At 72.4% G+C, this 15,438-nt stretch carries 10 protein-coding genes; 6 read left to right on the top strand and 4 right to left on the bottom strand.

Features of this window, described 5'->3' with window-relative positions; translation table 11 throughout:
• The first annotated feature begins 47 nt into the window (after window positions 1-47).
• Together P3T37_RS17180 and mscL are read left to right on the top strand one after the other, a co-directional pair.
• On the top strand, window positions 48-197 hold the full coding sequence (locus P3T37_RS17180) for a hypothetical protein (protein ID WP_280724536.1): 150 nt from the start codon (window positions 48-50) through the stop codon (window positions 195-197).
• A gap of 76 nt (window positions 198-273) precedes the next feature.
• Window positions 274-690, top strand: a complete 417-nt coding sequence (mscL, locus tag P3T37_RS17175) for a large conductance mechanosensitive channel protein MscL (RefSeq protein ID WP_280724535.1) — start codon at window positions 274-276, stop codon at window positions 688-690.
• 98 nt (window positions 691-788) lie between these two features.
• Here mscL and P3T37_RS17170 read toward each other — a convergent pair whose 3' ends face one another.
• From P3T37_RS17170 to P3T37_RS17155, 4 genes are all read right to left on the bottom strand, one after another.
• Window positions 789-1,007: a hypothetical protein gene (locus P3T37_RS17170; protein ID WP_280724534.1), complete on the bottom strand. Its 219-nt coding sequence runs from the start codon at window positions 1,005-1,007 to the stop codon at window positions 789-791.
• A gap of 200 nt (window positions 1,008-1,207) precedes the next feature.
• On the bottom strand, window positions 1,208-2,851 hold the full coding sequence (locus P3T37_RS17165) for a S53 family peptidase (protein WP_280724533.1): 1,644 nt from the start codon (window positions 2,849-2,851) through the stop codon (window positions 1,208-1,210).
• Between the two features lie 197 nt (window positions 2,852-3,048).
• Window positions 3,049-6,189 (bottom strand): LuxR family transcriptional regulator, encoded by a 3,141-nt coding sequence (locus P3T37_RS17160; protein ID WP_280724532.1) that lies wholly within the window; start codon window positions 6,187-6,189, stop codon window positions 3,049-3,051.
• Window positions 6,190-6,457: 268 nt separating this feature from the next.
• Window positions 6,458-7,483 carry a sigma-70 family RNA polymerase sigma factor gene (locus P3T37_RS17155; RefSeq protein WP_280724531.1) on the bottom strand — a complete coding sequence of 342 codons (1,026 nt, stop codon included), beginning with the start codon at window positions 7,481-7,483 and terminating at the stop codon, window positions 6,458-6,460.
• 368 nt (window positions 7,484-7,851) lie between these two features.
• Between P3T37_RS17155 and P3T37_RS17150 the strand changes: the two genes are divergently transcribed.
• The 4 genes from P3T37_RS17150 (at window position 7,852) to P3T37_RS17135 (ending at window position 15,425) form a co-directional block, all read left to right on the top strand.
• Window positions 7,852-8,658 (top strand): phosphatase PAP2 family protein, encoded by an 807-nt coding sequence (locus P3T37_RS17150; RefSeq protein WP_280724530.1) that lies wholly within the window; start codon window positions 7,852-7,854, stop codon window positions 8,656-8,658.
• A gap of 420 nt (window positions 8,659-9,078) precedes the next feature.
• Window positions 9,079-11,064 (top strand): murein biosynthesis integral membrane protein MurJ, encoded by a 1,986-nt coding sequence (gene murJ / locus P3T37_RS17145; RefSeq protein WP_280724529.1) that lies wholly within the window; start codon window positions 9,079-9,081, stop codon window positions 11,062-11,064.
• A 272-nt stretch (window positions 11,065-11,336) separates the two neighbouring features.
• On the top strand, window positions 11,337-14,447 hold the full coding sequence (locus P3T37_RS17140) for a peptidoglycan recognition family protein (RefSeq protein ID WP_280724528.1): 3,111 nt from the start codon (window positions 11,337-11,339) through the stop codon (window positions 14,445-14,447).
• An 87-nt stretch (window positions 14,448-14,534) separates the two neighbouring features.
• Window positions 14,535-15,425 carry a carbon-nitrogen hydrolase family protein gene (locus P3T37_RS17135; RefSeq protein ID WP_280724527.1) on the top strand — a complete coding sequence of 297 codons (891 nt, stop codon included), beginning with the start codon at window positions 14,535-14,537 and terminating at the stop codon, window positions 15,423-15,425.
• Window positions 15,426-15,438: the final 13 nt, after the last annotated feature.

The raw sequence follows: 15,438 nt of genomic DNA, 5'->3' as shown, positions 1-15,438 counted from the left end.
GCGGCGGGCGGCATCGTCTGCGACAGGCGGTGCGGCACCGACCGGGGGTGCTGGCCACGGGGCTGCTGGCGGCCGCCACCGCGGTCGGAGTGGGGGCGGTGCACCCCGGTCCGCTCACCCCCGTCCCCGCGCTCTCGGCGAACACGCAGACGGTGGCCGGCCCGGCCGACTCCGCCCGCTGCCCGTCCGGACGCTGATCCGCATCCCCACAGCGTCAACACGAAACCCGACAATTCACCCGTAACCGATCACAGGGTTCATCGTTCACGGGGCGTGAAAGGCTTCAAGGAATTCCTCCTGCGCGGCAATGTCATCGATCTCGCGGTCGCCGTCGTCATCGGCGCCGCGTTCACCAACATCGTCAACGCCTTCGTCAAGGGCATCATCAACCCCCTCGTCGGCGCCTTCGGCGCCAAGGACCTGGACTCCTACAGTTCCTGCCTGAAGGGACCGTGCCTGGTCAGTGCGACCGGTGAGGTCACATCGGGGATCCCGATCATGTGGGGATCCGTGCTGAGCGCGATCCTGCAGTTCCTGATCACCGCAGCGGTCGTCTACTTCTGCCTGGTTCTTCCCGCCGCCAAGTTCATGGCCAAGCGCAGGAGCCCGGACCAAGTGGCAGCCGAGGCCGACGCCAAGGAGATCGTGCTGCTCACGGAGATCCGGGACGCGCTCGTGCGCCAGTCCTGACCTCGAGAAGGAGCCTGGGGCTCTCTCCGGCCCAGGCTCTCCGCCCACCTGTCCGAACGTCCGCCCATCCGTCCATCCACGGGCGTCGCGACGCCCGCTCAGCCTCCGTGGTGCGGGGGCCGCTGGCTCAGGTACCAGTCCAGTCCGCGTCCCGCACCGTCCTCGCCCCAGCCGGCGTCGGTGTCGTCACTGGTCTGCCGGCTGAACGGGTCACTGAAGACCAGCTTGGCCGCCTTCGCCGCAGCGGCCTTCCGGTCAGCGGCCGCCTGCTCAGCCTCGGCCTCCCCGTCCTGCTGCTTCTTGTCCTGTCCAGCCATCGCCCTGCCTCCGGTTCGGTCACTCACCTCCACCCTAGGTCCTGCCCGTCGACCTACCCGTCGGCCTGCCCTCGGCCTGCCCTCGGCCTGCCCTCGGCCCCGACGCGTCTTCAACGACGCCGGAGGGGCCGGGCAACGGCCCGACCCCTCCGCACTCCTGCTCTCCTGCTCTCCTGCTCTCCTGCTCTCCGCCTACCGGATCAGCCCAGTTCGGCCTTCAGGAAGTTCGCGCCGTTGTAGGTGCCCCAACCGGTGACCTTGTCGTAGCCGGTGCCCGCGCTGTACGCCCCGTTGCTGCCGGTCTTCACGTCGTGGAAGGCCGACGCGTAGCTGCTGGAGGAGGCCAGCTTGTAGATCGTGCTGTTCGCGAACCCGAAGGAGGCCTTGCCCTTGGCCCTCGCCTCACTGTTGTAGTCCGCCACGAAGGCCGCCCAGTTCGGCGCCGCCGCGCTGGTCCCGCCGAACTCCTGCCAGGAGCCACCGGTGTAGATCGCCCAGCCGCTGGAGGGGTTGGCGTCGGCCGCGACGTCCGGAACCGCGCGGTACGTGCCGGTGTTCACCTTGCTCTGGAAGCTGGGGGTGTTGAAGAAGGAGGAAACCCCACCGCCGCTGCCGGACCAGGCGGTCTCCTTGCTCCACGCACCGCCGGAGGTGCTCAGCGTGGTGCCGCCGACGCCCGTGGTGTACGGGTCGGAGGCCGGGAAGTCGACGGAGGTACCGCCGTTGCCGGCGTCGTCGGACCCGCTGTCGCCGGAGGCCGCGAAGACCGACTGGCCCTGGGCCGCCGCCTCCTTGAGGTCCGCGTCCACCGCCACCCGGTTGGACGCGGTCTCGCTCGCCTCGTCGGTGCCCCAGCTGATCGAGATCACCGGGACGTTGTCGCTGACGAGCTGGGAGTAGATCGCGGTCTCGCCGGCGTCGCTGTTCGGCGCCTCGTAGACCTTGACCGTCGAACCGGGCGCCAGAGCCTGCACGACCTCGATGTCCAACTCGACCTCGTCCTGGCCGGACAGGTCGGTGGTGCCACCGGACACCGCAACCACCGACGGGGTGGAGGGGTGCAGCGAGTACTGCTTGTCGTAGGCGCTGATGTTGGACTGCTGGAAGCCCGAGAACTCCAGCAGGCCGACCGTCGAACCCGTGCCGTTGTAGCCGGCGTTGATCGTGGAGGTGAGGTTGTAGGCCGAGCGGGCCGTAGTGGGGTTGAGCCCCGTGGGCGCCTTGGGGGTTGCCGCCGGGGTGGCAGCCGGAGTGCTGAAGTGGGTGTACTTGGCGTAGCTGTTGAGCCCGGCCACGTCCGTCACCACCGAGGCGATGTCGGCGGGCAGGACGGGCGCCGTGGTGTTGGCGAAGTAGCTGCGACCGTCCTGGCTGTCGCGGTAGTTCGCGAGGCTGGTGCCGAAGGCCTTCTGCACCTGGGCAGCCGTGCCGCTGGCCTGGATGGTGAGCCGGTTCGCACTGACCTGGCCGACCGTCAGCCCCTGCGCCGCGAGGTACCCGGACACCTTGGCGACGGTCTCCGGCGTGGCCCCGAACTGGGCAGCGAACTGGTCCACCGTCAGGTAGTGCTGGTACTGCGCCGACTGCGGGTCGGCCACCTGCGAGAGGAAGGTGTCCAGGCCGGCCGTATTGCGCTGGGCGAGGCTGACTGCGACGGATATCTGCTGCCCGGCATCGACGGCTCCGGTCCGGACCGAGTGGTTGACCGCCGCCACGACGTCACCGCGCAGAGCGGGGAGCTGCTGGGCGGCGGGCTGCGCGGCGAAGGCCGGCGAGACAGCAAGCGCGAGGATCGGCAGAGGTGCGGCAAGGAGACCGATGAGGGGCCTGATGCGGGACTTCACTGATGTCCTCCTGGGACGGAACGATCGGCGGTGGGGCACCGGCCTGCACGGTTCGCTGGACTCGGCGCTCTGAACCCGGAGTGGATGGCACCACGCTAGATTTGTCGATCCACCGTCAAAAGAGGGGTATCCCCTGCTGTCCATGTGTCACGGCGGTGTCCTCGGATGTCCCGGGGCCTCAGCCGCGTGAACGTACGTCAGCCCTGCGCCGCCAGGGCCCGTGCCAGAGCCGCGCGCGAGCGCACGCCGAGCTTGCGGTAGACGCGGGAGAGCGTCCCCTCCACCGTCTTGACGCTGACGAAGAGCGCCGCCGCCACCTCGCGATTGGTCGCCCCGTCGGCGGCCAGGCCGGCTACCCGGTGCTCACTCGCCGTCAGCCGGGCACCGTCCGCCCCCGGGCCCCCGCCGCCGTGCTCCAGCCGCTCCAACTCCCTTTCGATCCGGGCCAGCAAGGGGAGGGCCAACCGCTCGGCGCAGATCTCGCGGGCCTGCACCAGCGCCGCGCGGGCCGCCGCGCGGTGCCGCGACCGCCGCTCGACCGACCCCACGGCCATCAGCGTCCACGCGACGTCCAGTGGCAGCCTCGCGGCTCGCAGCCGTTCGACCGCCCCCCGCAGGAGGAAGGCGGCCTGCAAGCTGTTCCCGAGCCCCGCCTGCGCCAGCCCCTCCGCCCGGTCCACTGCGGCCCTGGAGCTCCCGCTGAACCCCTCGCCCCACCCCCGCTCCACCCATCTCGCCTCCGCCAGCACCTTGGTGGCCTCCCCGTACTCCCCCAGCGCCACCAGACTCTCCGCCAGCGCCGCGAGGCGACGCACCGAGTCCGGATCCGCCATACCCAGCCGACCGCCCAGCCGTCGGGCCTCCTGCAGGGCCTCCACCCCCGCGGCCAGCGCGACCGCGTTCCCCTCCACCAGGTGTACCGCGCCCACTGTGCCGAGCGCACGGACCTGGTGCACCCGGTCCCCCTCGGCCGCCGACACGGTCGCCGCGTACGAAGCCAACTGCCCTGCCCGCGCCGGGCTGCCGCCCGCCAACTCGGCCAGCGCCTGAGCGTGCAGCACCGGTCCGGCCCCGATCGTCGGCACCGCGCCGGCCTCCTGCCCCGATCGCGCGGGATCGGTCGGCCCAGCTCCGGCCGGCATCCGCACCGTCCCCGTGAGCGCGGCGGCGAACGCCTCGGGCTGGGAGCCGATCCCGGCAAGCAGGTCCCGAAGTCGGGTGGCCGAGGCCATCGCCGGCGCCGCCTCACCTGCGGTCGCCTGGGCCCTGATCAGCAGGACAAGCGACTCGACCGCGTCCGTCATCCCGGCGTCGCCGGGAGCGCTGCGGGCGAGCCCGGTCAGCCGCAGCACTGCCGCGCTCGCGCGATCGGCGTCGAGGTCGGCGACCGCCTGCCTGCGCTGGAGGTCCCGGCGGACCGACTGCCCGGCCGGGCCCGCGACCCGCGAAGCGCCCTCAGCGCCCTCAGCGCCTGCGGTGCTCGCAGCCGCGAGTGTTCGACGGGACTCGACGAGTCGCCCGCGCAGGGTCTGGACCGTCGAGAGCACCGCGAGGGCAGCCGCCTGACCCACCGAGTCCCCCACCGACGCCGCGAGTTCGGCAGCCAGCGCAGCCTCGTCCGCGGCATGGGCGAGCCACCCCGCAGACAGCGCCCGCTCCGCCGACCAGCGGCGCAGCTCGCTCTCCAGCTCGACCTCCACCGCCTCCCCCTCGCGCTCCCCCTCCCCCTCGCGCTCGCGCTCGCGCTCGCGCTCGCCGACGGCCGCGCGCAGCTCGGCGGTTCCTGCGGCGATCAACTCCCGCAGTGCTTCCGAGTGCTGGCCCAACGAGCGGAGCACGAGCACCCTGGCCCGGGTGCGAACGACGACAGCCTGCGGCGGCGTCGCGTCCAGCAGCTCGGCGGCGAGCGCGCGGGCCTCCTGCCACCGACCGGCGTCCCAGGCGTACGTGGCCGCCGTCAGCAACCGGTCCGCACGGACGCCGGCTGCAACGGTGACCTCGGCCGGGGTGTGGCGGACCGCCAGCCGGGCGAGTCGGTAGGCCTCGGAGCCGGCGCCCCGGTCGCGAGCGCGGGTCGCGGCGGCCGCGAGGGCCGCCGCCGTCTGCTCGTCGGGCTCGCCGGGCCGCGACAGGGCGAGTTGGCACGCCCGTTCACCCGGGTCGGCGGCCGCTGCGGCCAGCGATCGGCGGGCGGCGGCCAGCTCGTTCGGCGCCGCCTCCGCGAGCAGGACGACCCGGGCCAGCGGATCCCCGAAGCCGACCCGTCCCACCCCTCCGTCCGAGCCGTCCTCCCCGCCGCCCGCGTCGAGCTCGACCAGGCCCGAGCGCAGGGCCGGCGCGAGCAGCAGCAGCGGGTCATCGCCGCCGACAGCCGTGCGCAGCTCGGCGACGGTCGGGCAGAAAGAGGCCGCCACCAGCAGCAGGGCCCTGCGCTGCTCACCCGACAGGTCCCGCAGCTGATCGAGGACGAGTCGGCGCAGGCGCTGCGGGACAGGACCCGCGCCGTCCGCGCCGAGCCGGAAGCCCACACGGGCCAGTTCGAGGGCGTGGCGCGGGTTGCCGGCCGCGACCTGCTGGACGTCCCGCAGGACCGCCGCCGGCAGCGGTCCGCGCCGGTCGCGGACGAGCAGTTCGGCGGTTGCCGCCGGTCCCAGCGGCGGCAGGACGAGTTCGACGGTCTCGGTCGGGCACACCTCGGGCCGCCCCGCCCGGTGGCTCGACACCGAAGAGCCCAGCACCGAAGAGCCCAGCACCGAAGAGCCCGGACCGGTCCGCTCGGTCGCCAGGATCCGGACCCCGAGCCGCCCGGTCCGGCGCAGCACGAAGCCGAGCACCTCGGCGGTGGGCCCGTCGAGCCACTGGAGTCCGTCGAGGACGAGCAGGAGGCCGGCCGGCCCCTGCGCCAGGGTCCGCAGCACCTGGAGCACGCCGACCCGCAGCGCGAGCCGGTCGAGGTCCGAGTCGGGCCGCCGACCGCGGAGCAACGCGTCGCGCAGCGCCTCGCGCCGGCCCTCCGCCAGGCCGTCGAGCAGCTCGTCCAGTCGGCGCTCGGGTAGGTCCGCGAAGAGGTCGACGAGTCCGACGTACGGGAGCGCGCTCTCCTCCCCCGACGGCGCGCAGCGCAGCACGACGGCCCCGGCCCGGGCGGCCCGGTCCGCGAGGGCGGCGGCCAGCACGCTCCGCCCGATCCCGGCGGGTCCGGAGAGCAGCACCGCACCCGTCGCCCGGAGCGCCTCCTCAGCGGCTCGCAGCTCCGGACCCCGCCCGACCGGAGCATCCGCCCCACCCGGCTCGGCTTCCCCGACCCCACCCCTGTCCGCGTCCGCGTCCGCGCGCATCTCTCGGGCCCACCCCTCCGCCGGAACTCGCACCACCAGGCAAGCGCCATGCCCCTGACACTCTGCTCGGCGACGGAATGCCCATCTCAGCCCGCCCCTGGCGACCCGTCAATAAGCGGGGCCGACTACGAGCGCCGGGGAAACGGAGAGTTCACGCCTGCTTGACGATGGTTGACGCGCAGTCACACCCAAGCCCCGTAAGCAGGCAAGCCCCGACCGGGCCCCGGAAAGCGGGGCCCGGTCGGGGGCTGCGGGTCGGCCGGGCGCCTCAGGCCGCCTCGAAGCCCGCGTGGTCGGCGATCTTCTTCAGCTCCGCCAGGGCGTGCTTCTCGATCTGGCGGATCCGCTCCCTGGTGAGTCCGTGCTGCTTGCCCACCTCCGTGAGGGTGCGCTCGCGGCCGTCCTCCATCCCGTAGCGGGAGCGGATGATGGAGGCCGTCCGGTCGTCCAGCCGGCCGATCAGGTCGTCGAGCTCCTCGCGGCGGAGCATGACCATCACGGCGTCCTCCGGCGAGACGGCGCCGGTGTCCTCGACCAGGTCGCCGAACTGGGTCTCGCCCTCGTCGTCCACGGCCATGTTGAGGCTGACCGGGTCGCGGGCCCAGTCGAGTACGTCCTTCACCCGGGCCTCGGTGGTGTCCAGCTCGGCGGCGACCTCGGAGGGGTCGGCCTCGCGACCGAGCTCCTTGGACTTCTCGCGCTGGACCCGACGGATCCGGCCGAGCTCCTCCACCAGGTGGACGGGCAGCCGGATGGTGCGGGACTGGTCGGCGATCGAGCGGGTGATCGCCTGCCGGATCCACCACGTCGCGTAGGTGGAGAACTTGAACCCCTTCGCGTAGTCGAACTTCTCGACCGCGCGGACCAGGCCGGCGTTGCCCTCCTGGATCAGGTCGAGCAGCGGCAGGCCACTGCGCGGGTAGCGCCGGGCGACCGCCACCACCAGCCGCAGGTTCGAGCGGATGAAGACGTCCTTCGCCCGCTCGGCGTCGGCGGCTATCGTCTCCAGTTCCTCGCGCGTGACCCCCTCCGGCAGCGGCACCGGCTCCGGCGCGACGCCCCCGTCGAGCGCGCCCGAGGAGCTGATGCCGTCGGCCGCGTTCAGCAGGTGCTGGGCGTAGACGCCGGCCTCGATGCGCAGCGACAGCTCGACCTCTTCGGCGGCGTCGAGCAGGGGCGTCCTGGCGATTTCGTCGAGGTACATGCCGACCAGGTCACGGTCGGCTTCAAAGTTGGTCGGGCGGGCCGTACGAGTCCGGTCGGCCCTGTCGCGAACGACGGCACGGGTGGCCATTCTTGCTCCCTTGCTGGTGATGCCGGGTCTGCTCTCGGCGACGACACGCCTCCCTCTGGTACGGGCCCCCGGGGAGCTCGCACGTAACAATCCAACGTGCAGAAACCGGACAAGATTCCCAAGTCGCTCAGATTCTTGGTGTGATGCAGTATCCTGCGCGTTTTCACCCGCGACATGAACAATCCGTGATCGAACCAGCCCCCACGGTGACCAAAGCACACGGGAGCACGGTGACAGGGGAACGCCCAGGAGGTGCGGATTGATCCCGGGCGGCAGCCCACGCCCCCCGCACCACTCGCGTACAAACGATGCCGAATCGCTATCCGCCGCCCGTCGGATCGGCATCCCGCCCTGGGAAGGTGTCAGTCATGCACCTGACCGCCGCCGGAGCCCGTGACCTCCACCCCTCGCACGCCAGGCTCCCGCGCTACACGGCGGTCGCCATCGGCGCGGCCGTCCTGTTCGGAGTCCTGCTGCTGCTGATCGAGCAGGGCTGGGGGCCGCTGGCCCGCCTGGACACCGGCTGGAGCGGCTCGCTGCACGACTTCGCCCGCCGGCACACCGCCTGGACCGCCGCACTTCAGACCCTGACGACGCTCGGCAGCCCGGTCGTGATGCGCACGCTGCTCGGTCTCGCGGCCGGCTGGCTCTGGATGATCGGCGCCCGCACCCTGGCCGGCTGGACGGCGGCCCAGGCCCTGCTCGGCTGGTTCGCCGAGTGGGCGGCCAAGGCCCTCGTGGACCGGCCCCGCCCGTACTACCCGGACCCGGTGGCCACCGCGACCGGCCCGGCGTTCCCCTCCGGCCACGCGATGGCGGTGGCGATCACCGCGGCCGCACTGGCCGCACTGGTCTGGCCGCAGGCGGCCCGGTCCGGCCGGATCGCGGCCTGCTCACTGGCCGCGCTCGCCACCGCGGCTATCGGCTTCACCCGGATCGCGCTCGGCGTGCACTGGCCCAGCGACGTCCTCGGCGGGTGGTTCCTGGCGGCCGCGGTGCTCGGCGGGACCACCGTCGCCGTCGAGTTGTGGCACCCCGGCGCGCTCACCCGCGACGTCCGCCGGGTGAACTGGCGAACCAGGCCGCGGGTGCAGAGCGTCCTCGCCTCCGCAGTGCCGTTCCCGGAGCTGCCGCACCATGGGGAGTTCGATGTGCGAGGCCTTGACGATCAGTGAGATAGCTCACACAGGTGATCGTCGGCTCGCGGGGAGAACTCGCGGGGAGGAAATGAGGACAGTGCCGTATGAGCCACCGCAGTTCACTGCGAGACGGGTTGAATGCGGACCAAACAGGACAATCCGCCTCTCCTCCCCGCTGACTTCACCCCGCCGCGACGGCCGGACGACGGCTGGTTCTCGCGCTGGAGATCTCCACCACATGGCACAGGACTCCCCACCTGGTGTCCCGGTAGGGCAGACTGCTCCGGTTGGGCATAGCCATGCCCTTCCCGAGGGAACCGAGCACGACAGCACGGCGCCGGCCGGTCGTCCGGAACTCGCGCCAGCGCGTCAGCTCCGAACACCGACTCCCCGTCCTGCCCAAGCTGCGGCAGCCCCGCAGCAGCACCTGCCCAGGCACCGAGCGACGGGGGTCCGATGACCACGCACACGGCGGGCGAACCGTACGGTTCGCCCGGGCCGCCGGAGTCGTACGGCTCGTACGTGCCGCCCGGCCGGTTCGCGGGCTCGCCGCCGTACGGGGACCAGCCCACCATGGCGCTGCGGCCGATCCCCGCGCAAGGGTCCTTCGGTCCGGCCGACCCGTCGTACGCACCCCCCACCGAGCAGCTCCCCTCGCAGCGCGGTTCCGGCCAGGAGCCGCCCGCCGACAAGCCCGCCGACAAGCCGGCCGCCCCCACCTCGGACGGGCGCAACGGCATGATCATGGCGATGGGCACGCTCGCCTCGCGCGCGCTCGGCTTCGTGCGCAGCGCGATGATCGTCGCCGCGCTCGGCACCACGACGCTGGGCGACTCGTTCAACGTCGCCAACTCACTGCCCAACATCGTCTACACGATGCTGATCGGCGGAGTGCTGGCCTCCGTCTTCGTCCCCGAACTGGTGCACGCCGCACAGACCCACAAGGACGGCGGCATCGCCTACACCGACCGGCTGCTCACCATCTGCACCGTCGCGCTGGTCCTGCTGACCGTGGGGGCCTGGCTCTTCGCGCCACAGATCGTGGACCTCTACTCCGACTACAGCGGCCCGCAACGCGATCTGACCATCGCCTTCGCCCGCTGCTGCCTGCCGCAGATCTTCTTCTACGGGCTGTTCACGCTGCTCGGGCAGGTGCTGACCTCGCGCAACAAGTTCGGCGCGATGATGTGGACGCCGATCCTCAACAACGTGGTGGCCATCGCGGTCTTCGGCCTCTACATGGTCATCGCCACCGGGGTGCGCAGCGCCGGCCACATGACGAACGGGCAGATCTGGCTGCTCGGCTGGGGCAGCACGCTGGGCGTCGTGGTGCAGACCCTGGGCCTGCTGCCCTCGCTGCGGGCGGTGCGCTTCCGCTGGTCCCCGCGCTTCGACTGGCGTGGGGCGGGACTGACCAAGCCGCTGCGCGCGGCGACGTGGGCGCTACTGCTGGTGGTCGCCACCCAGCTGGCCTACGCGGTGATCTCCCGGCTGAGCACCAGCGCCGGCACCGAGGCGGCCCACGCCGGTATCAAGGCGGGCCTCGGCAACATCGCCTACAGCAACGCCTACCTGCTCTTCGTGGTCCCGCAGGGCGTCATCACGATCTCGCTGGTCACCGCCGTGCTCCCGCGGATGTCCCGGGCCGCCAGCAAGGGCAACCTGCAGGAGATCGGCGCCGACCTGGCCCAGGTCCTGAAGTCCTCGGCCGGCATGATCATGGCGGCCACCCTGCTGTTCATCGCCCTGGCCCCGCAGATCGCCGGGATCGCCTTCGAGCACGGCAGGGTCGGAGCGGACAGCGCCTGGGTGATCGCGCAGCTGCTGATGGTCTTCGCGCTCGGCCTGCCGGCCTTCTGCGCCCAGTACGCGCTGGCCCGCGGCTTCTACGCGATGGGCGACGCCCGCACCCCGTTCTGGCTGACCGTGGTCAGCTCGGGCACCAACGCCGGCCTCTCCTGCCTCGCGTACTGGACGCTGTCGCCGCGCTGGATCGTGATCGGCATGGCCGGCGCCCAGACCGTCGCCTGCGTGGTCAACGTGGTGATCACCGGCCGGGCGCTCAGCCGTCGGCTCCGTGCCGTGCCGGCCGCGCCCGAGGCGTCGCCGGACCAGACCATGATGCTGCGCTCGCCCTTCGCCGCACCGCTGCGCAGCGGCCTCGACGGACGCCGGGTCTTCGGCCTGCACCTGGGCCTGCTGCTGGCCGGCCTGCCGGGTGCCGTGCTCGGCCACTGGCTCGCCGCCGCGATCAGCGGCGCGCTCGGCGGCGGCCTGATCGGCAACATGCTCGGCCTCGGTATCGGGTCTGCGGCCGTGCTCGCCTCGCTCTTCGCGCTGGCCCGCGTCTTCGGCGCCGGTTCCGCCGTCGCCCCGCTCGCGCGCAAGCTGCGGATCCCCTACCCCGAACCGGCCGTGGCCGGGGGCAAGCACCGTCGTTGAGCACGGTGTGACGCTCCAGCAGGTCTGCCGGCGACAACTCCCCCGAACCGCCACCCCCGGTCGATCGGCTGCGGCGTACCGGGTGTTAGCGTCACCTCAGACTTTCGAACTCTCATACTGACGCACCGCTTCCACCCCCCTGGGGAAGGTGCCGCCCCGCCTCTCGGGGACCGCGCTCCGGCCGGTCCGCCGCCTGGCGCCGGGCGGCCCACTCAGGGGAATCCCGGCCTGCCAAGGCCCCCATCTCGGACACGGAAGGTCTTCAGACTCCGTTGACTGCCATCCACCGATCCACCCCCAGCACCGCGGGCCGACGGCGCGCGGTCAGCGCCGCCGCGGCCACCGCGACCGGTCTCGCCATGATGGCGAGCACCGTGGCCGGCGCCGCCAGTGCGCAGGCAGCCGACCCGGCCGCCGCCGCGAACACCCTGCAGGGCCAGTTCGCCTCGGCCGCCGCCGAGTTCCACATCCCGCAGAGCGTGCTGCTGGCGCTGTCCTACCAGGAGACCCGCTGGGACTCCCACCAGGGACAGCCGAGCACCACCGGCAACTACAACGTGATGGGCCTGACCGACGTCGACGTGGCGGCGACCGACGCCGCCGCGGCGGCCGACGCACCGGAGGTCGACCAGAGCGGTAGCGGCACCCCGGCGCCGAACGCCGTCCCGGCGCCCGCCAAGGTCGTCGACAGCCCCGCGCTGCACACCCTCGCCGCCGCGGCCAAGCTGATCAACCAGCCCGACGCGGCGCTGCGCACCGACTCCGCGCAGAGCATCCGCGGCGCCGCCGCCCTGCTGGCGCAGTACCAGCAGCAGGCCGGCAAGCCCGCCGCCGCCGACCCGGGCGCCTGGTACGGCGCGGTGGTCCAGTTCGGGCAGTCCCCGGCGGCCGACGGCGGCACCGCCTTCGCCAACCGGGTCTTCGGCACGCTGCGCCAGGGCGCCTCCCGGGTGACCGCCGAGGGCCAGAGCGTCACGCTGACCGCCGACCCGGGCCTCCAGCTCCCGCAGGCCGCCGCCGCCCCGCGCGCGGTGACCCCCGGCGGCCCCACCGAGTGCCCCGCCTCGCTGAACTGCGAAGCGGCGCCCGCGGCTTCGGCCAACTACAGCACCGCGAACCGCCCGGCCGACGGCGACTCGATCCAGTACATCGTCATCCACGACACCGAGGGCGGCTACGCCGGCAGCCTGGCGACCTTCCAGTCCGCCGCCTCGCAGGTCAGCGCGCACTACCTGGTGCGGTCCAGTGACGGCCATGTCGCTCAGCTGATGAGCGACAAGGACATCGCCTGGCACACCGGCAACAAGACGTTCAACATGCACAGCATCGGCATCGAGCACGAGGGCTACGCCGCGGGCGTCGGGCCGGGCAACACCCCGACCTGGTACTCCGAGCAGCTCTACCAGTCCTCGGCCGCGCTGACCCAGTACCTGGCCGCGAAGTACAACATCCCGCTCGACCGCCAGCACATCATCGGCCACGACGACGTGCCCAAGCAGACCGAGCTGGACGGCAGCGGCAACCCGATGCCCGCGCAGCACTGGGACCCGGGCACGTTCTGGGACTGGCAGCACTACATGCAGCTGATGGGCGCGCCGATCCAGAACACCAGCGGCGCCTCGCTGACGGTCGGCGGCACGGTGACCGTCGCCCCGCCGTTCACCTCCGCGAACCAGCCGCCGGTGGACAACACGGCCGCCCGTCCGGAGAACTTCGTCTACCTGTACACCTCCCCGAGCACCTCCGCGCCGCTGGTCAACGGCGGTACCACGCAGGGCTCGGACGTCACCGACAAGGCCGTGGCCGGCGCCACCTACGTGGTCGCCGACCTCCAGGGCGACTGGACCGCTATCTGGTACGGCGGCACCGAGGCCTGGTTCTACAACCCGGGCGGCCAGACCGGCATCCCCGGCAGCGCCGCCGGCCAGACGCTGATCACCCCGAAGCCGGGCGCGGCCAGCATCCCGGTCTACGGCCGGTCCAACCCGGAGCAGGCGGCCTACGCCAACTACCCCGGCGTGTACACCCCGTACCTCGCGCCGGTGCCGGTGAACGCCACCATCGCGGCCGGCCAGTCGTACGTCTCCGTCAGCGGCGCCACGCCGGTCAAGGGCGACTACTTCTACGACGGCACCACGCAGGCCTTCGTGGTCGGCAGCATCACGTACTACCCGATCCGCTTCAACCACCGGCTCGCCTTCGTCGCCTCGACCGACGTGCAGGCGACCACCACCGGTGCCCCGGCGACGGCCAGCGGCTACACCCCGGCCGGCCCGACCCGGCTGCTGGACACCCGTGACGGCACCGGCGGCACCAGCACCAAGGTCGGCCAGGGCGGCGTCATCTCGCTGCAGATCGCCGGCCGCTCCACCAGCACCGGCACCATCCCGGCGGACGCGACGGCGGTGGTCCTCAACGTGACCGCCACCAACGCCACCTCCTCCAGCTACGTCTCGGTCTACCCGTTCGGCCAGGCCCGCAGCAGCGCGTCGAACCTCAACTTCACCGCCGGCGAGACCATCCCGAACCTGGTCGTGGTCCCCGTCTCCAACGGCAAGGTGAGCTTCTACAACTTCGCCGGCAGCGTCGACCTGATCGCCGACGTCACGGGCTACTACAGCCCGGAGGGGGCCTCCAAGCTCACCACCGCCGGCCCGCACCGCCTGCTGGACACCCGTGACGGCACCGGCGGCACCAGCACCAAGGTCGGCCAGGGCGGCGTCATCTCGCTCCAGGTCGCCGGCGCCTCCACCGGCGACGGCAGCAACGTGCCGGACAACGTGACGGCGGTGGTCCTCAACGTGACCGCCACCAACCCGACGGCCAGCAGCTTCGTCTCGGTCTACCCGGACAGCCAGGCCCGCAGCAGCGCGTCGAACCTCAACTTCACCGCCGGCCAGACCATCCCGAACCTGGTCGTGGTCCCCGTGGTCAACGGCAAGGTGGACTTCTACAACCTGGCCGGCAGCGTCGACCTGATCGCCGACATCAGCGGCTACTACACCCCGACCGGCGGCTCGTCCTTCTTCACCGCCGGCCCGTCGCGGCTGCTGGACACCCGTGACGGCACCGGCGGCACCAGCGGCGCGGTCGGCCAGGGCGGCGTCGTCTCGCTCCAGGTCGCCGGGCGTGCGGGCCTGCCGGCCACCGGCGTCACCGCGGTGGTCCTGAACGTCACCGCCACCGACCCCACCTCCGACAGCTTCGTCTCGGTGTACCCCGACGGCCAGACCCGCAGCAGCGCGTCGAACCTCAACTTCACCGCCGGCGAGACCATCCCGAACCTGGTGATCGTCCCGGTCGTCAACGGCAAGGTCGACTTCTACAACTTCGCCGGCAACGTCAACCTGATCGCCGACATCACCGGCTACTACACCAACTGACCTTCACCGGTTACCGGATGAACTGACAGTCCGACAGGGGCCCGCCGTCACGGCGGGTCCCTGTCGCGTTCGTTAGGGTGGACGAACATGACCACCTCTCATGTCACCGCCTCCTCCACCGACTCCCCCTCGCACGCGCTGCCCGACCGCCCGCTGCGGATCGCCGTGGCGCAGGCCGTCGCCGTCCGCGGGGATGTGGACGCCAACATCGAGCGGGCCGCCGAACTGATCCGCGAGGCCGGTGCGGCCGGCGCGCGACTGGTGCTCTTCGCGGAGAAGTTCCTCACCGGCTACGACCCCGAGCTGGTCGGCTCCGACCCGCTGCGCTACGCCGTCAGCGCGGACGACCCCCGGTTGGCCCCGATCGCCGCCGCCTGCCGCGAGAGCGGCACCGCGGCCGTCCTGGGCGCGGCCACCCGCGCCGCGGAGGGGCTGTTCATCTCGGCCCTGGTCTTCGCCCCGAGCGGTGCGGTGGTGGCCCGGTACGACAAGCAGCACCAGTACGGCGAGGAGCCGAAGGTCTTCCGCCCGGGCACCGCCGGCTGCACGCTGGAACTCGACGGCTGGCGGCTCGGACTCGGGGTCTGCTACGACTCCGGCTTCCCCGAGCACGCCCGCGCGGCGGCCCTGGACGGCTGCCACGCCTACCTGGTGGGCGCGCTGTTCCGCACCGGCGGCGGCCGCCTCCAGTCGCAGGTCTGGTTCCCGGCCCGGGCGATGGACAACACCTGCTACGCGGTGCTCGCCAACCACGTCGGCCCGGCGGGCGAGCGGGACGCCTGCGGCGGCAGCGCGATCTGGCGGCCGGACGGGCTGCTGCTCGCCGAGGCCGGGCCGACCGACGACGAGCTGCTGATCGGGGATCTCGACCCCCGGGTGCTGCGGGAGGCCCGCGAGGACCTGACGATGCTGACCGACATCGCGCGGCGCGACGCCCAGGTGGCTGCCTCGCCGCGCGCACTGGTCGAGCTGGGCTGATAAAGACCGACCG

Source organism: Kitasatospora sp. MAA4 (genome assembly GCF_029893355.1).
Classification (GTDB): domain Bacteria; phylum Actinomycetota; class Actinomycetes; order Streptomycetales; family Streptomycetaceae; genus Kitasatospora.
This window is presented reverse-complemented; position numbering and strand designations above follow the sequence as displayed.